Raw genomic sequence first — 23,398 nt, forward strand, 5'->3', positions numbered from 1 at the left:
AAAATTTCAAAACGGACAATAAAATGAGAAACTGGACAATATATTTGAAAAACGGACAATAAAACCGTCAAACCGGACAATAAAAAGTTCAGCCCTCTTCAATATGAACGCAGGTGAGCCATCACTTATTAAAAAATTAGAAAATAATAAAGGATTTAGCTAACCAGCTAAAGAATTATAACTCAACTGAAGAAAGGAGTGGTCAATTGATTAAGAAAAACCGAACCGTCCCTGTAAAAATTCTGAAGCTTCAAGCCCTGTTAAGAAGATTACCCCACCAACACCCGAAAAGGCGTGTAGCTGAAGAAGAATTAGCGAAAAGTATAGCAGGTTATTATGGCGAAAAGTCCATAGATTATTATCTATCCTTTTTACCTCAAGAGTATATCATCTTGCATGATCTTAGACTCAGCGATAGTGAAAAACGCTATTTTCAAATCGACACCTTAATTTTGGCCCCGAATTTTTTAATTATCCTCGAAGTTAAAAATATCTCTGGCACACTAATTTTTGATCAAACATTCCATCAACTCATCCGACAAACTTCTGAAAAAGAAGAAGGTTTCCCAGATCCCATTATCCAAGTAAAGCGGCAGCAAGCTCAACTTCAAGGTTGGCTAACTCAGCATAAATTTCCCCAAGTCCCCATCACGAAATTCATCGTTATTAGCAATCCCGCCACGATTATTAAACAAGCTCCAGTCGATATCGTCATTCATGCGGCCTCTATCCCTCAAAAATTAAATTCAGTAGAAGAGAAGTATAGGCATGAAATAATGCCTCCCAAATCATTGAAAAAACTATCAACATTACTAGTCAAACAGCATCAAACAGCGGATCCTGACATTCTCGAAAGGCTAGGGATAGCAAAAGAGGATGTGCTGACGGGCGTTCATTGTTCGCGATGTGAGGAGCTTTCCATGATAAGAAAAGGGCAGGGTTGGATCTGTCCTCATTGTCATTACCACTCAACCGATGCATTCCTCTTCTCGCTAAACGACTATGCTCTTCTTTTCGCCAAAACAATTACCAATCAAGAACTACGAAACTTTCTTCAAATCCCTTCGACTTCCGTTGCCTCGAAACTACTAGCCTCTCTGAACCTCCAGCATACTGGAGAGAAAAAAGGAAGAAAATACAAATTAGAGCTCCCCCAATTGGAAGAACTCTAACTGTCGTATGCGTTTGATACGGTTGTCATTTAATGGTTCCCGGTTTGCGCTGTTTCTAGTTCTTCTTTTTAAAAAGTTAACTCCATTTTTTAAAGCGTGCCGGCTCCCGCTTACTCTTCAAAATGATGCCAATTCCAAAACGTAACTTCGTCCACCTGCACAGTCGTTACCCAAGGTTCTTCACGCAGGGCTAGAATTTCTTTTGTTGGCCCGGTAATAACGACCCCATAATGTAAAATTCCTTCAGTTTCTAAATACTGTAATCTCTCGGTAAGGTTTAAACGATTGAAAGTAATGCGATTTGCCTTGTCTTCATGAGGTTCGAGAAATGATAGTGTTTTTAAAAATTGCTCGTGTAAAATCGTTTCGTCCCCAACTTCATAGTCTGGCGAAGTCCGGCTTTCTGTAACAATCCCACCAAATAAAAAGCTTTTTTCCTCAGACCTCGATGTGAGGATCATGTCATCTTCATGCCAAATCGGATAGGACGGGAAACCGATAGGATCGAATATCACATCGCTTTGAAAAACATCATTTAATTCTGGTCCTGTATCTACAGCCAGCCAAGACAGATCAAGATCTTTTCCTTCAAACAATTGTAACACTTTATTCGTTTCATAGAGTTGATCAAAAGACAGATAAGCAGAGGCAACCGTGCCTTCAGGTAATTGTTCGAGCTGATGCCAATAAGGCTCAGCGTAAACTTCTCTAGCACTAGGATAATAGAAAATTGGTCGAGTTTGATTTTGTCTACCGTAATGACTGATTTCTGGGAAAGACATCATCGAAAATAAGAAATTGACTTTCATATCTCCAACCGTAATGGTCTCATTTCCTACTCTTTTGCGAATATCTCGGGTCGCTTCCATACGAAAGAACGTTTTAGCATTCACGCTCGTTCCTCCTAAATGTCCATCAGGTTGGGTAACGGTTAATGTATGGTCGATCACATTCCGTAATACCTCACTGCGATCGGGAGTTCCCCAGCTGTAATAAACAGCGGTGAGTATTGATGTAACAATGAGAATACCTAAGAATAGGAGGAGAGCTGTAAAGGCGGTCTGAAACCTGGCTTTCCATTTGCTACGTCTTAAGATATCTCGCTGTTTTTTATCATTGAAGCCTGTTTTAAAGGCTTCTTTTGCCGGTTTTGTTTTAGTGGTTTCTTTTGTATCCAAATGTTGTTGATAGACTTCTAGTTTTTCAATCTCGTGTTCAAATTGTTCCAATTCACTTCCTGTCAGTTCACCTTTTTCATAGGCATCGAGTTTCTTTTTAAAATCATCTGTCATCGTTATTCACGCCTTTCTGTGTGCGAATCGCTTGCCGGCCGCGAAATAGCAGGACTTTAAAGTTAGCTAGAGTCACATCCATCACAGTCGCTGCTTCTTGGTAGGACAATTCGTTAAAATCGTGAAGCAATACAGCCAGTTTTTGTTGCTCAGGCAAATGTTGAAGCAGGTTGATAATTTCCTGAATTTCTTCACTGACTACCATTTGCTCTTCCGTACTTTTTCCTCTTTGAAACAATTTCGAGAAGAAGCTTTCTTCTTTAATCACCGTTCGGTTTCGCTTGCGTTCATAATCGATAAAAGCATGATGAGCGACAGTAAACAACCACGATTTGATATTTTCACCATCATAATTTTCAACATAAAGATGCGCACGAAAAAACGTTTCTTGAACAAGATCCTCAGCCGTGTAATGATCGTGGCAAAGCGAAAGGAGAAAGCGGTAAATATGTGGAAAATACAGTTCATAGATCGAATCGATCGTTTCTTTCATTTCGCTCCTCCTTTCACTAATAACACGAATGAAACGAAATAAAGTTACAATGATATTGGAAAAAATTTTTAAAATGTAAGTATGACAATAAGGTGGCGGGAGGACTGCAGCCGTAGACCGGTTAAATGACTCTTCAAGTATCCGTGTAAAAAAGCGCCTTATGAACGAGAGACTGATAGTTTGTCCTTATTAAGTGCGTGGGCACCTTGGCTTTTGAAGCCACCGTAATCTCTTTTATTGTAAACGAATAGATGCAGGTAGGGGGGGACACTATTTTTGTAGATTTAGAGTAAGGATGATCCAAATACTATAAAATAATCGATCTAAAATGTAACTTAGAGCTTATAACTGTATAATTCTGTTAAAATATAACCTAAACACCGCTTTAGTGTTGATGTTTTCCTGAATCTGTAAAAAATTTAGCCTAAAAACGGTTTTAGTAACAATATTTTCCTAATCCTGTAAAAAAATTAACTTAAACCCCGCTTTAGCGTTGATATTTTCCTAAAGCTGTAAAAATAACAGCCTAAACACCGCTTTAGTGTCAATAATTTCCTTAAACTGTAAAAAAAACAACCTAAACATCACTTTAGCGTTGATATTTTCCTGATACTGTAAAAAAATTAACTTAAACATCGCTTTAGTACTGATATTTTCCTAATCCTGTAAAAACAACAGCCTAAACACCGCTTTAGCGTTGGTATTTTCCTTATACTGTAAAAACAACAACCTAAACACCGCTTTAGTACTGATATTTTCCTAATCCTGTAAAAACATCAACCTAAACATCGATCAAGTGTGAATACCATCCTTATAGTACATCCCGCCTCCCTCGACACCTCCTTAGATCCAATCCTACATAAATTAATAAAAACATTTTAGAGAATATACGTTCGTTAAAATTGTGTAGAAGGGGGGGCTGTGTGTTATAATGAAAACATTGAAAAATAGAACGAAATCGTTTTTATATACAGCCAGAAGTACGTTCACTCTTAATAAAATGACGAAAAAGCGACCGGTGCTGCCACCCGCACGAATAGCGGGTAGAGCGCACTTTTGTGAATAGAAGGAGGAGCCAGGCGATGGAGCACAGTTTTGAGTTAGTCTCTCAATATCAACCACAAGGGGATCAGCCAGCAGCGATCAAAGAGCTTGTGAAAGGCGTTGAAGAAGGAAAGGTTCACCAAACGCTGTTAGGAGCTACAGGGACAGGGAAAACATTTACGATCTCCAACTTAATTAAAGAAGTCAATAAACCGACATTAGTTATTGCCCATAATAAAACGTTAGCAGGACAGCTGTACAGTGAGTTTAAAGAGTTTTTCCCAAACAATGCGGTTGAGTATTTCGTGAGTTACTATGACTACTATCAGCCCGAAGCGTATGTTCCTCAATCCGATACGTATATTGAAAAAGATGCCAGTATTAATGATGAAATCGATAAACTGCGCCACTCTGCGACAAGTTCACTTTTTGAACGAAAAGATGTCATTATTATTGCGAGTGTTTCGTGTATTTACGGTTTAGGTTCGCCGGAAGAGTACCGGGATCTTGTCGTTTCCCTTCGAACGGGGATGGAGAAGGAACGTAACGAGCTATTGCGAGATCTAGTCGACATTCAATATGACCGCAATGATATTAACTTTACTCGTGGTACGTTTCGTGTCCGCGGTGACGTCGTTGAAATCTTTCCGGCTTCCCGTGACGAGCAGTGTATTCGTGTGGAGTTTTTTGGAGATGAAATTGAACGAATTACAGAAGTCGATGCGTTGACAGGTGAAATAAAAGGTGAGCGAAATCATGTGGCGATCTTCCCAGCGTCCCACTTCGTTACACGTGAAGAAAAACTAAACCGTGCGATTGTGAACATTGAAGCTGAATTGGAAGAACGCTTGAAAGAAATGAACGAAAACGGAAAATTACTTGAAGCTCAACGTCTCGAACAGCGGACGCGCTATGATCTTGAAATGATGCGGGAAATGGGCTTCTGTTCAGGGATTGAAAATTACTCAAGACATTTAACATTCCGAAAAGAAGGCGACACACCGTACACCTTACTGGACTTCTTTCCAGAGGATTATTTAATTGTCGTTGATGAGTCTCATGTAACGTTACCGCAGATCCGTGGGATGTATAACGGGGACCGTGCGAGAAAGCAAGTACTCGTAGACCACGGCTTTAGATTACCGTCTGCCCTCGATAACCGGCCGCTGCAATTTGAAGAATTCGAAGGAAAAACAAATCAAATTGTCTATGTTTCAGCAACACCAGGACCGTATGAATTAGAAAAAACACCACAAGTTGTCCAACAAATTATTCGTCCGACAGGCTTGCTTGATCCTACGATCGAAGTACGTCCAATCGAGGGTCAAATTGATGACTTAATCGGAGAAATCAATGAACGTGTCGCTCGGAAAGAACGAGTACTCGTTACGACGTTAACGAAGAAAATGTCTGAGGACTTGACCGATTATTTAAAAGAAATCGGAATTCGTGTACAGTACATGCATTCTGAAGTAAAAACGTTGGAACGGCTCGAAATTGTTCGACAGCTTCGAATAGGAACGTACGATGTGCTAGTCGGGATTAACTTATTAAGGGAAGGTCTCGATATTCCTGAGGTTTCGCTCGTGACGATTTTGGATGCAGATAAAGAAGGCTTTTTACGTGCCGAGCGGTCTCTCATTCAGACCATCGGACGTGCAGCGCGTAATGTGCATGGTCATGTCATCATGTACGCGGATAAAATGACCAAATCGATGAAGATCGCTATTGATGAGACGAACCGCCGCCGCAAAATCCAAGAAGAATATAATGAAATGCATGGCATAACGCCAATGACGATACAAAAGAAAATTCCTGACGTTATTCAAGCTACGTACGCTGCAGAAGCAGATGCAACGTATACGGCTGTAATACCAACGGGTAAGATGAGCAAAAAAGATCGCCACGCGATGATCGAACGAATGGAAAAAGAAATGAAAGAAGCAGCGAAAGACTTAAACTTCGAACGTGCAGCAGAATTGCGTGATTTAATTTTAGAGCTAAAAGCGGAAGGATGAAGGTAAGATGGCACTCGAAAAGATCATCGTTAAAGGAGCACGTTCCCACAATCTAAAAAATATCGATGTAACGATTCCGAGAAATAAATTAGTTGTATTTACAGGACTTTCAGGATCGGGAAAGTCATCGCTTGCGTTTGATACGATTTATGCGGAAGGCCAACGCCGCTATGTCGAGTCGTTGTCCGCGTATGCCCGTCAATTCCTTGGACAAATGGACAAGCCTGACGTCGATGCAATTGAAGGGTTATCACCTGCGATTTCGATTGATCAGAAGACGACGAGTCGGAACCCGCGTTCAACGGTCGGTACAGTTACGGAGATCTATGATTATTTACGTCTTCTTTTTGCGCGAATTGGCCGTCCGATTTGTCCGAAGCACGGCGTTGAAATTAGTTCACAAACGGTGCAGCAAATGGTTGACCGCATTATGCAGTACCCGGAACGCACGAAGATGCAAATCTTAGCACCGATCGTGTCTGGACGTAAAGGCGAGCACGTGAAAGTGTTAGAAGATATTAAGAAACAAGGGTATGTCCGTATACGTGTCAATGGGGAGATGCGTGAAGTCGCTGAAGACATTGAACTGGAGAAAAATAAAAAGCACAGTATTGAGGTTGTCATTGACCGGATTGTCATGAAGGAAGGAATTGCACCGCGTTTAACCGATTCAATCGAAACCGCTCTAGGCCTAGGGGACGGCCGTGTTCTTGTCGACGTGATGGGTGAAGAAGAACTTTTATTCAGTCAGCATCACGCGTGTCCGCATTGTGGATTTTCCATTCCTGAGCTTGAGCCGCGGATGTTTTCTTTTAATAGTCCATATGGTGCTTGTCCTACGTGTGATGGTTTAGGTACGAAGTTAGAAGTAGACTTAGATCTCGTCATTCCGGATCGTTCTAGATCATTAAATGAGCATGCGATTGCTCCGTGGGAACCGACGAGCTCACAATATTACCCGCAGCTGTTGAAGTCAGTGTGTGATCATTACGGAATCGATATGGATCTCCCGGTGGAGCAAATTCCTGAGTCGTTATTAAACAAAGTGTTATATGGTAGTGGAACGGAAAAAATCTATTTCCGCTATGAAAATGAGTTTGGACAAATTCGAGAAAATGACATTTTATTTGAAGGGGTATTAAATAATATTGCCCGTCGTTATCATGAAACGTCCTCTGATTATATTCGTGAACAAATGGAAGGGTATATGGCGCAACACCATTGCCCGAAATGTAAAGGAAATCGCCTCAAGAAAGAAAGTCTATCGGTTTTAATCGGTGGAAATCACATTGGAGAAGTGACGGCTCTGTCTGTTAAAGACGCGAAAGCTCTTTTTGATGAGCTGAAGCTGACAGATAAAGAAATTGCCATTGCTCGTCTTATTTTAAAAGAAATTAATGAGCGTCTCGGGTTCCTCATTAATGTGGGTCTCGATTACTTGTCGCTGCAACGTGCGGCTGGTACGTTGTCTGGCGGTGAAGCGCAGCGGATTCGTTTAGCGACTCAAATTGGTTCGTCCTTGATGGGTGTCTTATACATTCTCGATGAGCCGTCCATTGGTTTACACCAACGGGACAATGACCGCTTAATTGAAACGTTGAAGCATATGCGGAATTTAGGGAATACGTTAATCGTTGTAGAACATGACGAAGATACGATGCTTGCGGCAGACTACATTATTGATATTGGACCTGGAGCTGGAGTGCACGGTGGAATGATTACGGCGAAGGGGACGCCTAAGGAAATTATGGAGGACCCGAATTCCTTAACCGGTGAATATTTATCCGGGAAGAAATTCATCCCGCTTCCAACTGAGCGACGAAAATCGGATGGACGCAAGCTGACAATTAAAGCAGCCAATGAAAACAATTTACAAAAAGTGAATGTCGATATTCCGATCGGTGTGTTTGTTGCTGTAACGGGTGTTTCTGGTTCAGGGAAAAGTACACTTATTAATGAAATTTTATATAAATCACTCGCTCAAAAATTGCATAGAGCGAAAGACAAGCCAGGGTCGCATAAAGAAATTACGGGTCTTGAGCATGTGGATAAAGTGATCGATATCGACCAGTCGCCAATCGGTCGTACGCCTCGATCAAATCCGGCGACGTATACAGGGGTATTTGATGATATTCGCGATGTCTTTGCCTTAACGAATGAAGCGAAAGTACGTGGCTATAAAAAGGGTCGCTTTAGTTTTAACGTAAAAGGCGGTCGCTGTGAAGCTTGCCGCGGTGATGGAATTATTAAAATTGAGATGCATTTCTTACCGGATGTGTATGTGCCTTGTGAAGTTTGTCATGGCAAGCGATATAACCGTGAAACGCTAGATATAACGTATAAAGGAAAGACGATTGCTGACGTACTGGAAATGACAGTCGAGGATGGTCTTGAATTCTTTGCGAACATCCCGAAAATCAAACGGAAGATCGAAACATTAGCGGATGTCGGTCTCGGCTACATGAGGTTAGGTCAGCCAGCGACTACGTTATCGGGTGGAGAAGCGCAACGTGTCAAACTCGCTTCCCAGTTACACAAACGGTCGACAGGAAAGACGCTCTATATTTTAGATGAGCCAACGACCGGTCTTCACGTTCACGATATTGACCGATTATTAAAAGTGTTGCAGCGATTAGTCGATAACGGGGATACCGTTCTTGTGATTGAGCATAATTTAGATGTCATAAAGACGGTGGACCACATCATTGACTTAGGACCAGAGGGTGGCGATAAAGGTGGTCAAATCGTCGCAACTGGAACACCAGAAGAGGTTTCCACGGTGAAAGGTTCATATACCGGTCATTATTTAAAGCCGATTTTGGAGCGAGATCTACAGCGCATGGAAGATCGAGTGAAAGAAAAAGAACTTCTGAAAAAGTAATAACATAAAGCCGTAATAAACAAAATATTTTAGTAGGGCAAAGCGTGTGGAATCGAAATTTCACACGCTTTCACTGTACAGGATGAGTAAACAACTTGCCTTTAAAAACTAAATGTAAAGCGACTATACAAATGGAAAAAACAGAGGAGAGTGCTATGGCCGATAGTCTGTTTAACTCAACTTCTCTTATTATTCGTGCTCTAAGTATCAATCGAATGAATAAAAGTCTCAAGATAAGGAGATTTCAAGAATATTTTTAGAGATTTTTAATTAATTTGTAACTTTTTTGTTCATAGGACGTATGTATTATTGAGTTGTGAAAAGATTTCCATAGAGGAGAGGTTCTAAATGGAAGAGCGTAAAATGATCTTAAAAATGATTGAGGACGGCAAAATTACAGCAGAAGAAGGATTGAAGTTATTAAATGCGCTTCAGCAAGACGAGCCAAAAGAGACGAAGGAGCAGAAAACGGAGGAAAAGCAACAAACGGCCTTATCTAAGCTTGTGGATTGGGACAGTAAACGTCAATCGCGTCGTACGTATCGTCAAACGTCAGGTGCCAGCATTTTAACAGGCATTATTGAAAATGCGATTCAAAAAATTAAGGATTTAGATCTAGATTTTAATTTTGGCCCTTATATTGAAATTGAACATATTTTTCACCATAAACACTTTACTGGAAAAGAACTAGATTTCTCATTAGAAAATGGTTCAGTAACATTAATTCCATGGGAAGAGCAAGATATTCGTGTCGAGTGTAAAGCGAAAGTTTACCGCGCTCGTGATGCCGAAGAAGGCAGACAAACGTTTCTGCAAGAAACGGTTTTTGAAGGAAGAGAAGATCGCGTCAAGTTTTATTCTAAAGTTAAGACGATCAAAATTCAGGCCACTTGCTATATTCCGAGAGAATACTATGATTCAGTCAAGGTCTATACGTTTAATGGGCATATTAAAGGGGAAAATCTTCAAGGAGGCAAGCTGGAGACGAAAGTCGTTAACGGAAGCGTCCACCTTTTAGATGTAGAAAGTAAAAAGCTTTACGCGGAAACGGTGAATGGACCAGTTGACATTTCAGCCATCCATAATGAATGGTGCGAAGTGAAGACGATGAACGGTGCGATTACGTTAGAAGGCAAAAACATTGACGTCAGTGTGGAAACGGTCAATGGAGCAATCCACTATCGACTCGATGAAGTGGCTGAACCGTGTTACGCAGATTTAAAGGCAACGACAGGAAGTATCGATGTTTCGTTACCTGACGCCCTTCGCGTAGAAGGGAAGCTTGAAACGAATGTTGGCGGGTTTACGTGTGATTTAAATGGACTGGAGATTGTTGAAGAGAAAAAAGATTTCGTTCAAAAGACACTTTCATTTATTGCAAACAAAGAATGTTCTCCACGTTTTAAATTAGAAGCAGAAACCAATACAGGATCTATTCAAATTGAGCAACGCTCGTAAAAATGCGAGGTGAAAAATCATGCAAAAAAGACTGTTTCGAACCGTTCATGATCGAAAGCTAGCTGGCGTATGCGGTGGTCTGGCTGCCTATTTTGGAATTGACCCGTCTCTCGTTCGCGTTCTATTTATCATTCTTTTCTTCATCACCGCAGGATTTCCACTGCTACTCGGTTATATAGCAGCGGCTTTCGTTATTCCGAATGAAGGAGATCTTGTGGATTGATGGGATGGATCATACACTTACTTGTCAATAGCATCACGCTGATTATTGTTGCCCACTTCTTCGGGCAGTTTCATATCGCTGGCTTTGGAGCAGCATTCTTTGCCAGTATCATTCTTTCGATTTTAAATTTTATCGTCCGGCCGATCCTCGTTATTCTGACATTACCGGTTACGATTATAACCTTAGGATTTTTCCTATTTGTGATTAATGCAATTACGCTAAAATTAACCGCTGCCTTCATGGGGTCTTCGTTTGTGATTGACGGCTTCGGAATGGCCATTTTAGCAGCCATTATCATTACAATCCTCAATACACTTATTCAAAAGATGATTGTGGAACCATTAAAGAAATCGTAATCAAACCTACTACTATCTACCATAAAGCACTGAAACGATGATTTACCATTGTTCAGTGCTTTTTCGTCTGCAAGGAAAAAACCTAAAGGGTAGGGGGATTTTAAGATAGCCCCCCGTGTTCGTGTTACAGGCATTTTTATTTACAATACAAAAATTTCCTTATAACATAGTGGTTGTGCATTTCGAACATAAAAAAATAGTACTTTTCTCAAAGATGGTTGCTCTTTGCTTTTGGGCGTTCTCCCGCGGAAGCTTTGCTCTTTAGCCATTTTTATAAGATCCACTCCTCCTATCCTTCTACTTCGATTGCCTGGTCTTTTTTCTTCAGTACTTTTAAGGTTATAATGTGTAAGTAATGTTGATGTATAGGATGGAGGATAATCGGATGGCAAAAGTTACTGCAAATGATTTGATAGAAAATTTTCAGTTAGAGCTTATTAGTGGAGAGGAAGGCATTTATCGGCCGATCGCAACGAGTGATATTTCCCGGCCTGGTATTGAAATGGCTGGTTTTTTTACATATTACCCGGCAAACCGTCTTCAGTTGCTTGGTCGAACGGAGCTTTCGTTTTTTCAACAATTAAGTGAAATTGATAAGAAAGAGCGGATGCTTAAGCTTTGCACATATGACACTCCAGGTATTATTATTTCTAGAGGACTAGAAGTTCCGGCTCAGCTTGTTGCTGCTTCTGAAGAAAAAGGAGTGCCCATTTTACGGTCACCTGTAACGACAACGCGCTTAAGTAGTAGGCTGACGAACTATTTAGAAAGTAAACTCGCTCCGATGACGGCAATTCATGGTGTGCTAGTTGACATCTATGGAATAGGTGTACTGATTATGGGAGCTAGTGGTGTCGGTAAAAGTGAAACGGCACTTGATCTCGTTCGCCGTGGCCATCGTCTTGTTGCGGATGACTCAGTGGAAATTCGCCAAGAACATGAAGATACGTTAATTGGTCGTTCACCGGAATTGATTAAACATCTGCTTGAAATTCGTGGGTTAGGGATTATTAATGTCATGACTCTTTTTGGAGCTGGGGCGATTCGTCCGTTTAAACGGATAGCACTCGTTATTAATCTAGAGTTATGGGATCAAAAGAAAGCTTACGATCGCTTGGGCTTGGAAGAAGATACTTTAAAAATTATTGATGTAGATGTGCCGAAATTGACGGTTCCCGTTCGTCCTGGTCGTAACTTAGCGGTTATTATAGAGGTTGCAGCGATGAACTTCCGATTAAAGCGTCTTGGCATTAATGCGGCACAAGAATTTTCTGAGCGTCTAACGGATGTGATTGAAGAAGGAGATAGAGACGACTATTTATAGAGGCTGTTGAAGAGGATATTCAAAAAGTGCGGGAAAAATCTCCGGCGGTAGAAGACCTTCGACTAAGAGCCCCACGTCCTGTGGGAACGTCGAAGTCACCACATCCTGTGGTAGCTCGTTGGTTTGTTGCTGTGTTCCTCACGTATTAATAGCATACGCTGTGGTACTCGCAACTGCACGACCTCGAACTTCTTGGATCTTTTTGTCCACCTTTTTGAACACGCACTTGAATTTAAAAAAATCTTATGAAGTCGAACTTAAAATTAAGTAAGAGGTGAAATTATGGAGGAAACGATTCAACCTTTAAGTAGAATTGCGTTTGAATTAGGTCCGATCACGGTTTATTGGTATGGACTTTTGATTGGATTGGGGGTAGTTGTAGGTTTTTTAATCGCTACTCGTGAAACAGAAAAGCGTGGGCTGCCGAAAGACACGTTTACGGATCTATTAATTTGGGCTTTACCCATTGCGATTATTTCCGCGCGGATTTACTATGTTATTTTCCGCTGGGAGCATTACGTAGATGACCCGTTAAAAGCGTTTGCGATTTGGGAAGGTGGTTTAGCGATCCACGGTGGACTCATTGGTGGTGTCGCGACGGCTATCGTTTTTGCAAGGAGAAGAGGGATTTCTTTCTGGAAAATTCTTGATATTGCTGCGCCGAGTATCATTATTGCACAAGCGATCGGCCGCTGGGGAAATTTTATGAATCAAGAAGTGTACGGTGGTCCAGTATCACGCGAGTTTCTTGAAAGTTTAATGCTCCCACAGTTTATTATTAATCAAATGTATATTAATGACCCTATTCATGGGTTAGGGTATTATCATCCAACCTTCTTATATGAGTCAATCTGGAATATTTTAGGTTTTGCTCTATTAATATGGTTACGTCGTGTCAATTTAAAGCAAGGGGAAATTTTCCTGAGCTATGTCATTTGGTATTCTGTCGGACGCTTCTTTATTGAAGGTATGCGTTTAGACAACTTAATGATTGGTGACTTTTTACGTACAGCGCAGATTGTATCAATCATTTTAATTGTTGGTGCTGTGATTATATGGATTTATCGTCGGAAGACAGGTCTAGCTTCAATAAATTATTTAGATGAAGAAACGGCTGGAAAACCAACAGCTGGCCAATCAAAAGCAAAAAAGAAAAAGAAGAAGTAAGGTCTTGTTCGGAGAGGAGCTCAAGGTGGGAATACTAAAGCGGGGATTAATGGTAGGATTACAAACAACTTGGACATTAGGGAAAATCATCTTCCCAATCACGCTAATCATTACGATTCTCGGCTATACCCCAGTCCTTGAGTGGCTAGCCCGATTGTTGGCACCTGTCATGGGGTGGATTGGATTGCCTGGGGAAGCGGCCATCCCGTTAATTTTAGGGAATGTGTTGAATTTATATGCCGCGATCGGTGCGATTTTAACGATGGAGCTGACGGTCAAGGAAGTTTTTATTTTAGCGGTTATGCTTTCCTTCTCTCACAATCTATTTGTCGAGTCAGCGGTAGCTGCAAAGGTTGGGATCCGGATATCCGTCGTATTGGCGGTCCGATTAGGTTTAGCGTTTTTCTCAGCTTGGGTCATTCATCTGTTTTGGCAGGGTGGAAGTGAAATCGCTCAATACGGCTTTGTTTCTTTGGGGAAAGAAGCGGAAGTATCAGGTTGGCTGGCCATCGTTTGGAAAGGAATTGAAAGTGCAACAATCGGAATTGCTCAATTGGCACTTATCGTCATTCCACTGATGGTTTTTATTCAAATTATGAAAGAATTAAATTGGTTAAAGGTGTTTTCGAAATGGATGTCCCCGTTTACGAAGATGCTTGGAATCCGTGAAAACACTTCGACGACGCTTGCCTCTGGCTTATTCTTCGGGTTAGCGTTTGGAGCAGGGGTTATGATCCAAGCAGTAAAAGAAGACGGAGTGAAAAAGAAAGATTTATATTTAGTATTTATTTTTCTCGTCGCTTGTCACGCTGTCATCGAAGATACGCTCATATTTATTCCATTGGGCATTCCCATATGGCCTTTGCTGATTATCCGTATTGTTACAGCGATCGTTTTAACGATGGTGATCGCCTTTATTTGGAACCGCTATGAGAAAAAGCAACAGCAAAAGCAGCAAGTCACAGGAAAGGAAGCTGTAAATGAAAATTGATACACTACTATTTGATCTCGACGGAACGTTAATTAATACGAATGATTTAATTATTTCATCCTTTTTGCATACACTTGAGCATTATTTCCCAGGGAAATATACTCGTGAAAAGGTGATCGAATTTATCGGACCACCTCTTGTTGACAGTTTTAAAGGCATTGATGCTGAACGTGTCGAAGAAATGATTACGATGTATCGTGAACACAACTTATCTAATCATGACTTGCTAATTAAGGAATATGAAGGTGTGTTTGAAACGATCGAACGCTTGCATAAAGAAGGATTTAAGCTAGCGGTTGTAACGACGAAAATGAAGAACACTGCCATTCGCGGGTTAGAAGTCACAGGCCTTGATCGTTTTTTTGAAGTGATTGTAGCGATTGATGATGTTGAAAAAGTTAAGCCAGATCCTGAACCGCTCGAAAAAGCGATGAAAGCACTAAACTCAACGGCTGAAACGACAATTATGGTTGGGGACAGCCAGTATGATATTTTAGGTGGAAAAAACACGGGTACGACGACGGCTGCTGTTGCTTGGTCCATTAAAGGTGAAGCATTTATTCGTTCGTATGAACCGGATTATGTATTAGAAGATATGAGAGATTTATTGAAAATCGTTGGAGTGGAGTAAATGTGAGAAAGACGAAACGGTATCCCGTCGAAGGTAGTAATTCGCTTTGCCAAATTTATAAGACAGTTCCTTTTTGGAAAGTAGCGAAAAGCTTTGTCGTTATTCAATTGGCTCGTTATACACCGTATATCGGCTTAAAAAATTGGATGTACCGGAAGTTTCTTAAGATGAAAGTCGGTGACCAAACGGCAGTGGCGTTAATGGTCATGATGGACGTTATGTTTCCTGAGAAAATTTCCATTGGGCGCAATTCAATCATCGGCTATAACACGACGATCCTTGCGCATGAGTATTTGATTAAGGAATATCGTCTCGGTGATGTGATCATTGGGGATGAAGTGATGATCGGTGCTAACTCGACGATATTACCAGGTGTAACGATCGGCGACGGCGCGATAGTATCGGCGGGCACGCTCGTACATCAGGATGTTCCTGCCGGCAGCTTTGTCGGCGGAAATCCAATGCGCGTCATCTACACGAAAGAAGAGATGGACGAGCGCAATAACGTTCACTTTATGGAGTAATAAAAAAAGAACGCGGTGCCAGGTACCTTTACCACTGTACAGTGGTAAAGGTACCTGGCACCGTTTTGGTATTAGGGGACTGAGAGGCTCTTATTTGCCAATCTTCATTGAAAAAAGCTTCAAAGTTTAGTCAATAAGGGCTTTTCAATGCCCTAAGTTTTAATAAAATACCTTTGTAACGCAAATAAGGTCTTCTGAGTCCGCATAATTCATCAAAAAGTGAAAAGAGTTGCTGTTAGAAGCTCTTTTTATTCAATATGGTAGTATCCAACGTAGATTTCATCAATTTCGTGCCGAGTGAACCACTTATTGCAGTAATCTAGTATGAATTAACCGCATTATTTTAGTTGGTTCGGTTAATCTAGTGTTGTTATCGTCCGCTTTCACTAGTTTATTGTCGGAATTCGATATTTTATTGTCCGATTTTTAATTTTATTGTCCAATTTGAAAGATTTATTGTCGGAATTCAACTTTTTATTTGCCAAACTGTGTCAACAACAACAAGATCTCGACTAACCTCCAAAACCCTCGATCTATCCACCATCGCCTGAATTTTTGAACATTTTGTAGCATTACTGTTCCTTTCTTTTCCAACAGTGTTACTATAGTGGTATAAATACTTTAAGAATAGTTATGGCTATTGCTGCCGGCATATGTTTTAAACGTCATTTTTTAGCCAAATTAAGGTGGAGAAATACTGCTCATATTGGTTGACGATTGTAGTAGATGCGTGTAAACTACTATGTAATATCCTTTATCTTGTTAGTACATTAGCGAACTAAAGCGTTGAACTTTTAGCAAAATGCTAAACCGCACACAGCATTATAGTGAAGCGCTTGTGGTGTGCGTACATATAGCATCGAACAAAAGCATTTACCAAAACCAACATCCGCTAAATTGTACTAAGCAATGTACTGAATCGTACTAAAGTATGGAGAGTGAAAACATGTCAAAACCATTTATGTTCGAAAAACCGATTGGGATGAGAGACACGTTACCGGAATTATTTGAAACGAAGCAACGTATTGCAAATGATATAAATGAAGAAGTATCTCGTTGGGGGTATCGTGCCATTCAAACCCCAACGCTAGAATATTACGAAACCGTAGGAGAAGCTTCAGCGATCCTGGATCAACAACTATTCAAATTACTCGATCAAGACGGAAACACATTAGTCCTTAGACCGGATATGACGGCACCGATAGCTCGTCTTGCCGCTTCAAGCTTAAAAAATGAAGCCTATCCATTACGCCTTTCCTATCATACAAACTTATACCGCTCCCAGCAGCGCGAAGGCGGAAAACCTGCTGAATTTGAACAAATCGGCGTTGAGCTCGTCGGAGATGGAACATCAAGTGCGGATGCAGAAGTAATCGCACTTATGATCTCTACACTACGCAAGGCTGGGGTAGAAAACTTCCAAGTGGCGATCGGCCATATTGGCTACGTAAATGCACTATTGCTTGAAGTCGTTGGTAATGAAGAGCGTGCCAATGTGTTAAGACGTTATTTATATGAAAAAAATTATGTTGGCTATCGTCAGCATGTAAAAAGCTTGCCGTTATCATCGATCGATAAAAGCCGTCTCCTAGACTTATTGAAACTACGCGGTGGCAGTGAAAAAATTCAAGCCGCATCCGAATTAGTTCAAAGTGAAGCAGGCGAAAAAGCCCTGCAAGACTTATCCAAGCTTTGGGAAGCATTAGAATGCTACGGTGTGACAGAATTTTTAAAAATCGACTTAAACCTCGTCATGCATATGAGCTACTACACAGGCGTTGTCTTTGAGGGATACGGCAGTCGTTTAGGTGTTCCACTTGGAAGTGGCGGGCGCTATGATGAGCTACTGGCCAACTTTGACCGTCCAGCCCAAGCGACAGGCTTTGGTATTCGACTTGATTTACTCGTTGAAGCAATTGGGACGAAGAAAGAGTTAACGCCGCAAACGTGCATCATTTTTAGTAATGAGCGTAGAAAAGAAGCGATCGACCTTGCGACGGAGAAAAGAGAGCAAGGTGCCGCTGTTATTCTGCAAGACTTAGCGGGAATTAAAGATGTCGATGTTTTATCTGAGCAATTTGCAGACGTCATTTATTGTATTGGCAAAGCAAAGAATGGAGGTGCTAATGATGAGTGAGTGGTTAACGGTAGCTATGCCTAAAGGGCGTATTTTTGAAGAAGCAGCAGATTTACTAAGAAAAGCTGGGTATGCATTGCCAGCAGAGTTCGACGACTCGCGTAAATTAATCGTTGATGCACCAGATGCAAAGATGCGCTTCATTCTCGCAAAGCCGATGGATGTACCGACGTATGTGGAACACGGAGTAGCAGACGTTGGTGTAGCCGGAAAAGATACGATGCTAGAAGAAGAACGAGATGTCTATGAAGTTCTCGATTTAAAAATAAGCGAATGTTATTTAGCGGTAGCTGGACTACCAACGTATGAGAAGCAAAATGAGATTGCACCGAAAGTCGCTTCAAAATATCCGAATGTTGCGATTCGTTATTTTAAAGAACAAGGTGAGCAAGTCGAAGTGATTAAACTAAATGGATCGATTGAGCTAGCGCCTCTCGTTGGTTTAGCCGATCGCATTGTCGATATCGTCTCAACAGGTCGGACGTTAAAAGAAAATGGCCTCGTTGAATTAGAAAAAATTATGGACATTACGTCTCGTCTGATCGTAAATCCAGTCAGTTATCGAATGAAAGATGAATGGATTGATGATTTGGTCGAACGTTTGGCTAAAGTCATTGAGGGGGAAGACGAATGAAAATTATAAAGGTAACGAAAAACGTCTCTCTTAAGCGAACAATTGAAGCAGGAACAGAAACGCAACAGCAAGCAGTAACCCAAATTATTGAAAAAGTAAAAGCCTACGGTGATGAAGCAGTAGCTGCACTTACCGAAAAATTCGACGGTGTTCGCCTTCAGTCATTTGCCGTGACAAAAGAAGAAATTGAAAAAGCATATGAAGAAGTAGAAGACGAGGCTCTAGCTGCAATCCGTGAAGCGATTGAAAATATTCGTGATTTCCATGCTCGACAAAAAAGAGAAACATGGATTACGACAAAAGAAGATGGAACGATGCTCGGTCAAAAAGTCACCCCGCTTGATTCGGTCGGGGTGTATGTGCCAGGCGGGCGGGCCGCTTATCCTTCTTCGATTATGATGAATGTCATTCCGGCTCAAGTCGCTGGAGTCGAGCGCATCGTGATGGTCTCGCCCCCGCAAGCGAATGGGTCGTGGCCCGCAGGTGTTCTTGTGACGGCCAATGAGCTTGGCGTGATAGAAATGTATAAAGTCGGCGGTGCTCAAGCGGTTGCCGCGTTAGCTTATGGCACCGAAACGATCGCACCGATTGATAAAATCGTCGGTCCCGGAAACATTTATGTGGCTCTCGCGAAACGAGCAGTGTTTGGACAAGTCGATATCGATATGATTGCCGGTCCGAGTGAAATTGTTGTATTAGCGGATGAAAAAGCGAACCCTATTTTTATAGCAGCAGATCTACTATCGCAAGCGGAGCATGATCCGATGGCTTCGGCCATTCTTGTCACACCTTGTGAGAAGCTTGCGCAAAAAGTCGCCGATGAAGTCGCTGTGCAACTTGAAACGTTACCGAAAAAAGACATTGCCGAGGCGTCGATCCAAGATTACGGAGCGATTTATGTGACGCAAGATTTAGCGGAAGCGATTGATGTCGTTAACCAGCTAGCACCTGAACATCTTGAAGTGCTAACTGAAGAGCCACTTACTTTATTAGGGAAAATTAAGCATGCAGGAGCGATTTTTCTTGGCCCTTACAGCTCAGAGCCTGTAGGCGACTACTTTGCAGGGCCCAATCACGTGTTACCAACGAACGGAACAGCCCGTTTTTCAAGCCCGTTAAATGTGGATGATTTTACTAAAAAATCGAGCATTATTTATTATAGTCAAGCAGCACTGCAAGCCAATGGTAAAAAAATAACAACACTTGCTCGTCTTGAAGGATTAGAAGCCCACGCACGAGCTATTGATAAGCGACTAGAGGAGGAAAAGTAAAATGGAACGTACAGCTAGTATTGAACGAAACACAGGTGAAACACAAATTAAACTACAGTTTTCAATTGATGGAGAAGGAAAATCTGATCTAAATACAAACGTTCCTTTTATGACTCATATGCTTGATTTATTCACGAAGCACGGTCACTTTGATTTAACCGTTGATGCCAATGGTGATGTAGAAGTGGATGATCACCACACAACAGAGGACATCGGGATTTGCTTAGGAATTGCCCTTAAAGATGCATTAGGAGATAAAAAAGGCATTAAGCGTTACGGAAACGCGTTTGTCCCGATGGATGAAACGTTAGCTCAAGTCGTTGTTGATTTAAGTAACCGCCCACATCTTGAATTTCGTGCTGAATTCCCAAGTCAAAAAGTCGGTACATTCGACACTGAATTAGTCCATGAATTTTTATGGAAGCTTGCACTTGAAGCACGTATGAATTTACATGTCATTGTTCATTATGGCCACAACACACACCACATGATTGAAGCGGTCTTTAAAGCGTTAGCGAGAGCTCTAGATGAAGCGACACAAATTGACGAGCGCGCTAAAGGAAGAATTCCGTCGACGAAAGGAATGTTATAAATGATCGGTGTCATTGACTATGGGATGGGGAACTTACATAGCGTAAGTAAGGCGCTTGAACGTTTAAATAAAGATTATTTTGTCTCTGAAAAAGTAGAGGAGCTTCAAAAAGCAGACGGTCTCATTTTACCTGGGGTTGGTTCCTTCCGTGATGCGATGGAGATTCTAAAAAAAGATGGTTTGGCTGACTTTGTGATCGAGTGGGCCAACACCGGTAAGCCGTTACTCGGCATTTGCTTAGGCATGCAGCTTTTATTTGAAGAAAGTGAAGAAAACGGGGAAACAAAAGGGTTAAATCTTTTACCTGGTGCCGTGCGTAGGTTTCCTGGTGTAACGGACGAAGGAGAAGCGTACAAAGTACCGCATATGGGCTGGAATCAGCTGGAGTTTCATCAGCCAGATCACCCGATATTAAAAGACGTTGAGAACGGTCACGTCTATTTTGTTCACTCATACGTCGTTCGTACAGACGATAAAGAAGTGTTGATTGCTAGCAGCGAGTATGACGGGGAAGTACCTGCTGTAGTCGGTAGAAATAATATTATGGGAACGCAATTTCACCCAGAAAAGAGTAGTTCAATCGGAATGAGTATTCTTGCAAATTATGTGAAACTGGTAGAGGGGGGCCTATCAAATGAGTAAAGTAACGTTATATCCTGCAATAGATATGCGTGGCGGAAAATGTGTCCGCCTGATCCAAGGAGATTATGACCAGGAAACGGTATATGGCGACTCGCCGTTTGAGATGGCTAAAACATTTGCTGAAGCTGGGGCTGAGTGGATTCATATGGTCGACCTTGATGGAGCAAAGGCAAAGAAACCAGTTAATTTTGAGTACGTTCTTCGAGTAGCCAAAGAGTTAAATGTAAACGTACAAATCGGTGGCGGTATTCGTACAAAGGAAGATGTTGCTTTTTATCTAGATCAAGGCGTTGACCGTGTCATTCTCGGAAGCGTTGCTGTGAACGACCCTGATTTTACAAAAGAAATGCTAGCTACATATGGCGGTGAGAAAATTGCGATCGGTCTCGATGCTCGTGATGGGTATGTTGCAACAGAAGGCTGGCTCGAAACGTCTCAAGTCAAAGCAGAAGCACTCGGGAAAGAAATGGCTGACTTCGGTGCAGAAGTATTTATTTTTACTGATATTTCTCGCGATGGAATGCTATCAGGTCCAAACGTAGAGGCATGTCGCTCACTAGCAAAGGCAACTGGAAAAGAAGTCATAGTTTCCGGCGGTGTCAGCCAATTAGCGGATTTAACAGAAGTGAAGCCTTATGCTGCTGAAGGCGTTCGTGGTGTCATTATCGGTAAAGCACTGTATACGAACCAATTCACGCTGGCGCAAGCGTTAAGTGAGGTGGAATAAGATGTTGACAAAACGAATTATTCCATGTCTCGATGTTAAAGAAGGTCGTGTCGTTAAAGGGGTTCAGTTCGTCAATTTACGTGACGCGGGTGACCCTGTTGAACTTGCTGCTTTTTACGATGAGCAAGGCGCTGATGAACTCGTATTCCTCGATATTTCCGCCTCTCATGAAGGAAGAGAAACGATGGTCGAAGTCGTTGAGGAAGTGGCTGCAAAGCTGGCGATTCCTTTTACTGTTGGTGGAGGCATCAACTCATTAGCGGACATGAAGCGTGTGCTTCGTGCAGGTGCGGATAAAGTGTCGCTCAATACAGCTGCTGTTAATCGGCCAGAACTGATTACAGAAGGTGCGGACTACTTCGGTTCCCAGTGTATCGTTGTGGCGATTGACGCCAAGTATGATGAGGAGCTCGGTTCGTGGCGTGTGTATACACATGGCGGCCGAACGCCAACGGATTGGGAAGTGATCGAATGGGCAAAAGAAGCTGTTCGTCGCGGTGCAGGAGAAATTCTCCTCACGAGTATGGACCAAGACGGTGAAAAAACGGGCTTTGATTTACCACTGACGAAAGCTGTAAACGCAGCTGTAACAGTCCCCGTCATTGCTTCAGGCGGTGCGGGTGCAAAAGAGTGCTTCTATGATGTATTCACCGAAACAAAATGTGATGCGGCATTGGCTGCTTCTATTTTCCATTATAAAGAAACATCTGTAGCTGAAGTAAAGACTTTGTTAAAAGAAAAGGGGGTACCCATGCGATGAATTTAGAAAATTTAAAGTTCGATGAAAAAGGTTTAATCCCCGCAATTGTTCAAGATGCGCAAAGTAAAGAAGTATTAACTTTAGCTTATATGAATCGAGAATCTCTTGAAAAAACGATCGAAACGAGAGAAACGTGGTTTTATAGTCGCTCTCGCCAAGAGTTATGGCACAAAGGGGCAACTTCGGGAAATACGCAAACAGTGACTGACTTACGTTACGATTGTGATTCAGATGCCTTAGTAGTGCTTGTTGATCCAAGTGGCCCTGCTTGTCATAAGGGTGTGTACACATGCTTTGCCGACTCTTTATTAAATCAAGATGAGGTAGGGGCTAAAGAAGACCGCTTTGGAATTCTCTCTCGCTTAGAGTCATTGATAGCAGAGCGTGAAGCTGAAATGCCGGAGAAATCATATACGACGTATTTATTTGACAAAGGTGTCGATAAGATTTTGAAGAAAGTCGGTGAGGAAGCTGGCGAAGTCATTATTGCAGCGAAAAATCGTGATCCAGAAGAGCTGAAATGGGAAGTCGCAGATTTACTTTTCCACCTGCTCGTCCTTCTGCGTGAACAAAAGCTTCCATTGGATGAAGTCCTAGCTGTACTAGAGGAGCGTCATACGAAATAATAGGAAAAGACCGTTTTGAGGGAAGGTGAGTTATTGGTTGATGATTCACCTTCTTTTTTGAGTTTAAGAGGAAATGAGGGTTTCGGTTAAATTCGCGGACAGTCGGCTTAAACCTGATATATTGATCATTTTTACAAATAACGGTTTCTGAGTCCTATTGAAATTCAACCAATTCCTATTACACTATTGAAGCCCGAAATCTCAAGTAAAGGAAAAAAGTGGGGAGCAAAAGCCAGATTGAAGCCCGAAATCTCAAGAAACGGAAAAAAACGGGGAGCAAAAGCCAGATTGAAGCCCGAAATCTCAAGAAACGGAAAAAAGCGGGGAGCAAAAGCCGTATTGAAGCCCGAAATCACAAGTAACGGAAAAAAGCGGGAAGCAAAAGCCGTATTGAAGCCCGAAATCTCAAGTAACGGAAAAAAACGGGAAGCAAAA

23 protein-coding genes are annotated in these 23,398 nt (G+C 41.8%); 20 read left to right on the top strand and 3 right to left on the bottom strand.

The window, feature by feature from the left end; genetic code table 11:
- Nucleotides 1-206: 206 nt before the first annotated feature.
- Complete coding sequence (locus AC2VNP_RS12490; protein ID WP_486917639.1) at nucleotides 207-1,172, top strand: nuclease-related domain-containing protein; 966 nt, start codon at nucleotides 207-209, stop codon at nucleotides 1,170-1,172.
- A 110-nt stretch (nucleotides 1,173-1,282) separates the two neighbouring features.
- Here the strand turns inward: AC2VNP_RS12490 and AC2VNP_RS12495 are convergent, their stop codons facing one another.
- Together AC2VNP_RS12495 and AC2VNP_RS12500 are read right to left on the bottom strand one after the other, a co-directional pair.
- Nucleotides 1,283-2,464 (bottom strand): anti-sigma factor, encoded by a 1,182-nt coding sequence (locus tag AC2VNP_RS12495; RefSeq protein ID WP_486917640.1) that lies wholly within the window; start codon nucleotides 2,462-2,464, stop codon nucleotides 1,283-1,285.
- Entirely contained in the window at nucleotides 2,454-2,957 is a 504-nt protein-coding gene (locus AC2VNP_RS12500; protein WP_486917641.1) for a sigma-70 family RNA polymerase sigma factor, read from the bottom strand. Before AC2VNP_RS12500 ends, AC2VNP_RS12495 begins: the two co-directional genes overlap by 11 nt.
- A gap of 931 nt (nucleotides 2,958-3,888) precedes the next feature.
- Between AC2VNP_RS12500 and AC2VNP_RS12505 the strand changes: the two genes are divergently transcribed.
- From AC2VNP_RS12505 to hisIE, 19 genes are all read left to right on the top strand, one after another.
- A complete protein-coding gene (locus tag AC2VNP_RS12505; RefSeq protein ID WP_486917642.1) occupies nucleotides 3,889-4,023 on the top strand; it encodes a hypothetical protein in 135 nt (44 codons plus the stop codon).
- 16 nt (nucleotides 4,024-4,039) lie between these two features.
- Complete coding sequence (gene uvrB, locus AC2VNP_RS12510; protein ID WP_486917643.1) at nucleotides 4,040-6,019, top strand: excinuclease ABC subunit UvrB; 1,980 nt, start codon at nucleotides 4,040-4,042, stop codon at nucleotides 6,017-6,019.
- Nucleotides 6,020-6,026: 7 nt separating this feature from the next.
- A complete protein-coding gene (uvrA, locus tag AC2VNP_RS12515) occupies nucleotides 6,027-8,900 on the top strand; it encodes an excinuclease ABC subunit UvrA (protein WP_486917644.1) in 2,874 nt (957 codons plus the stop codon).
- Nucleotides 8,901-9,248: 348 nt separating this feature from the next.
- Nucleotides 9,249-10,358: a DUF4097 family beta strand repeat-containing protein gene (locus AC2VNP_RS12520; RefSeq protein WP_486917645.1), complete on the top strand. Its 1,110-nt coding sequence runs from the start codon at nucleotides 9,249-9,251 to the stop codon at nucleotides 10,356-10,358.
- A gap of 19 nt (nucleotides 10,359-10,377) precedes the next feature.
- Entirely contained in the window at nucleotides 10,378-10,581 is a 204-nt protein-coding gene (locus AC2VNP_RS12525) for a PspC domain-containing protein (RefSeq protein ID WP_486917646.1), read from the top strand.
- The gene (locus AC2VNP_RS12530) at nucleotides 10,578-10,937 is read left to right on the top strand and encodes a phage holin family protein (protein WP_486917647.1); all 360 of its coding nucleotides are present in this window, start codon (nucleotides 10,578-10,580) and stop codon (nucleotides 10,935-10,937) included. The genes AC2VNP_RS12525 and AC2VNP_RS12530 overlap by 4 nt, the downstream gene beginning before the upstream one ends.
- 385 nt (nucleotides 10,938-11,322) lie before the next feature.
- Nucleotides 11,323-12,261 (top strand): HPr(Ser) kinase/phosphatase, encoded by a 939-nt coding sequence (gene hprK, locus AC2VNP_RS12535; protein ID WP_486917648.1) that lies wholly within the window; start codon nucleotides 11,323-11,325, stop codon nucleotides 12,259-12,261.
- A gap of 282 nt (nucleotides 12,262-12,543) precedes the next feature.
- Nucleotides 12,544-13,428, top strand: a complete 885-nt coding sequence (lgt, locus tag AC2VNP_RS12540) for a prolipoprotein diacylglyceryl transferase (RefSeq protein ID WP_486917649.1) — start codon at nucleotides 12,544-12,546, stop codon at nucleotides 13,426-13,428.
- Nucleotides 13,429-13,453: 25 nt separating this feature from the next.
- Nucleotides 13,454-14,419, top strand: a complete 966-nt coding sequence (locus AC2VNP_RS12545; RefSeq protein WP_486917662.1) for a nucleoside recognition domain-containing protein — start codon at nucleotides 13,454-13,456, stop codon at nucleotides 14,417-14,419.
- Nucleotides 14,409-15,050, top strand: coding sequence for a pyrophosphatase PpaX (gene ppaX, locus AC2VNP_RS12550; protein ID WP_486917650.1), 642 nt, complete (start codon nucleotides 14,409-14,411; stop codon nucleotides 15,048-15,050). The genes AC2VNP_RS12545 and ppaX overlap by 11 nt, the downstream gene beginning before the upstream one ends.
- 2 nt (nucleotides 15,051-15,052) lie before the next feature.
- The gene (locus tag AC2VNP_RS12555; RefSeq protein ID WP_486917651.1) at nucleotides 15,053-15,574 is read left to right on the top strand and encodes an acyltransferase; all 522 of its coding nucleotides are present in this window, start codon (nucleotides 15,053-15,055) and stop codon (nucleotides 15,572-15,574) included.
- 946 nt (nucleotides 15,575-16,520) lie between these two features.
- Nucleotides 16,521-17,711, top strand: coding sequence for an ATP phosphoribosyltransferase regulatory subunit (locus AC2VNP_RS12560; RefSeq protein WP_486917652.1), 1,191 nt, complete (start codon nucleotides 16,521-16,523; stop codon nucleotides 17,709-17,711).
- Complete coding sequence (gene hisG, locus AC2VNP_RS12565; RefSeq protein ID WP_275118711.1) at nucleotides 17,704-18,345, top strand: ATP phosphoribosyltransferase; 642 nt, start codon at nucleotides 17,704-17,706, stop codon at nucleotides 18,343-18,345. The genes AC2VNP_RS12560 and hisG overlap by 8 nt, the downstream gene beginning before the upstream one ends.
- The gene (gene hisD, locus AC2VNP_RS12570) at nucleotides 18,342-19,616 is read left to right on the top strand and encodes a histidinol dehydrogenase (RefSeq protein WP_486917653.1); all 1,275 of its coding nucleotides are present in this window, start codon (nucleotides 18,342-18,344) and stop codon (nucleotides 19,614-19,616) included. The genes hisG and hisD overlap by 4 nt, the downstream gene beginning before the upstream one ends.
- 1 nt (nucleotide 19,617) lies before the next feature.
- Nucleotides 19,618-20,208, top strand: coding sequence for an imidazoleglycerol-phosphate dehydratase HisB (gene hisB, locus AC2VNP_RS12575; protein ID WP_486917654.1), 591 nt, complete (start codon nucleotides 19,618-19,620; stop codon nucleotides 20,206-20,208).
- Nucleotides 20,209-20,850, top strand: coding sequence for an imidazole glycerol phosphate synthase subunit HisH (hisH, locus tag AC2VNP_RS12580; RefSeq protein WP_486917655.1), 642 nt, complete (start codon nucleotides 20,209-20,211; stop codon nucleotides 20,848-20,850).
- The gene (hisA, locus tag AC2VNP_RS12585; protein ID WP_486917656.1) at nucleotides 20,843-21,577 is read left to right on the top strand and encodes a 1-(5-phosphoribosyl)-5-[(5-phosphoribosylamino)methylideneamino]imidazole-4-carboxamide isomerase; all 735 of its coding nucleotides are present in this window, start codon (nucleotides 20,843-20,845) and stop codon (nucleotides 21,575-21,577) included. Before hisH ends, hisA begins: the two co-directional genes overlap by 8 nt.
- A gap of 1 nt (nucleotide 21,578) precedes the next feature.
- Nucleotides 21,579-22,337, top strand: coding sequence for an imidazole glycerol phosphate synthase subunit HisF (hisF, locus tag AC2VNP_RS12590; RefSeq protein WP_275118716.1), 759 nt, complete (start codon nucleotides 21,579-21,581; stop codon nucleotides 22,335-22,337).
- Nucleotides 22,334-22,963, top strand: a complete 630-nt coding sequence (gene hisIE / locus AC2VNP_RS12595) for a bifunctional phosphoribosyl-AMP cyclohydrolase/phosphoribosyl-ATP diphosphatase HisIE (RefSeq protein ID WP_486917657.1) — start codon at nucleotides 22,334-22,336, stop codon at nucleotides 22,961-22,963. The genes hisF and hisIE overlap by 4 nt, the downstream gene beginning before the upstream one ends.
- Before the next feature lie 164 nt (nucleotides 22,964-23,127).
- Here the strand turns inward: hisIE and AC2VNP_RS12600 are convergent.
- Nucleotides 23,128-23,398, bottom strand: a 271-nt coding sequence (locus tag AC2VNP_RS12600; protein WP_486917658.1) for a hypothetical protein, incomplete at its 5' end; no start/stop codon positions are given.

Source organism: Alkalihalobacterium sp. TH-98 (genome assembly GCF_057473385.1).

What these genes read in the sequence shown, in the direction of transcription:
- AC2VNP_RS12495 (WP_486917640.1), bottom strand. Translation starts at nt 2,464, where the DNA reads ATGACAGATGATTTTAAAAAGAAACTCGATGCCTATGAAAAAGGTGAA.
- AC2VNP_RS12500 (WP_486917641.1), bottom strand. Translation starts at nt 2,957, where the DNA reads ATGAAAGAAACGATCGATTCGATCTATGAACTGTATTTTCCACATATT.
- AC2VNP_RS12505 (WP_486917642.1), top strand. Translation starts at nt 3,889, where the DNA reads ATGAAAACATTGAAAAATAGAACGAAATCGTTTTTATATACAGCCAGA.
- uvrB (WP_486917643.1), top strand. Translation starts at nt 4,040, where the DNA reads ATGGAGCACAGTTTTGAGTTAGTCTCTCAATATCAACCACAAGGGGAT.
- uvrA (WP_486917644.1), top strand. Translation starts at nt 6,027, where the DNA reads ATGGCACTCGAAAAGATCATCGTTAAAGGAGCACGTTCCCACAATCTA.
- AC2VNP_RS12520 (WP_486917645.1), top strand. Translation starts at nt 9,249, where the DNA reads ATGGAAGAGCGTAAAATGATCTTAAAAATGATTGAGGACGGCAAAATT.
- AC2VNP_RS12525 (WP_486917646.1), top strand. Translation starts at nt 10,378, where the DNA reads ATGCAAAAAAGACTGTTTCGAACCGTTCATGATCGAAAGCTAGCTGGC.
- hprK (WP_486917648.1), top strand. Translation starts at nt 11,323, where the DNA reads ATGGCAAAAGTTACTGCAAATGATTTGATAGAAAATTTTCAGTTAGAG.
- lgt (WP_486917649.1), top strand. Translation starts at nt 12,544, where the DNA reads ATGGAGGAAACGATTCAACCTTTAAGTAGAATTGCGTTTGAATTAGGT.
- ppaX (WP_486917650.1), top strand. Translation starts at nt 14,409, where the DNA reads ATGAAAATTGATACACTACTATTTGATCTCGACGGAACGTTAATTAAT.
- AC2VNP_RS12560 (WP_486917652.1), top strand. Translation starts at nt 16,521, where the DNA reads ATGTCAAAACCATTTATGTTCGAAAAACCGATTGGGATGAGAGACACG.
- hisG (WP_275118711.1), top strand. Translation starts at nt 17,704, where the DNA reads ATGAGTGAGTGGTTAACGGTAGCTATGCCTAAAGGGCGTATTTTTGAA.
- hisD (WP_486917653.1), top strand. Translation starts at nt 18,342, where the DNA reads ATGAAAATTATAAAGGTAACGAAAAACGTCTCTCTTAAGCGAACAATT.
- hisB (WP_486917654.1), top strand. Translation starts at nt 19,618, where the DNA reads ATGGAACGTACAGCTAGTATTGAACGAAACACAGGTGAAACACAAATT.
- hisH (WP_486917655.1), top strand. Translation starts at nt 20,209, where the DNA reads ATGATCGGTGTCATTGACTATGGGATGGGGAACTTACATAGCGTAAGT.
- hisA (WP_486917656.1), top strand. Translation starts at nt 20,843, where the DNA reads ATGAGTAAAGTAACGTTATATCCTGCAATAGATATGCGTGGCGGAAAA.
- hisF (WP_275118716.1), top strand. Translation starts at nt 21,579, where the DNA reads ATGTTGACAAAACGAATTATTCCATGTCTCGATGTTAAAGAAGGTCGT.
- hisIE (WP_486917657.1), top strand. Translation starts at nt 22,334, where the DNA reads ATGAATTTAGAAAATTTAAAGTTCGATGAAAAAGGTTTAATCCCCGCA.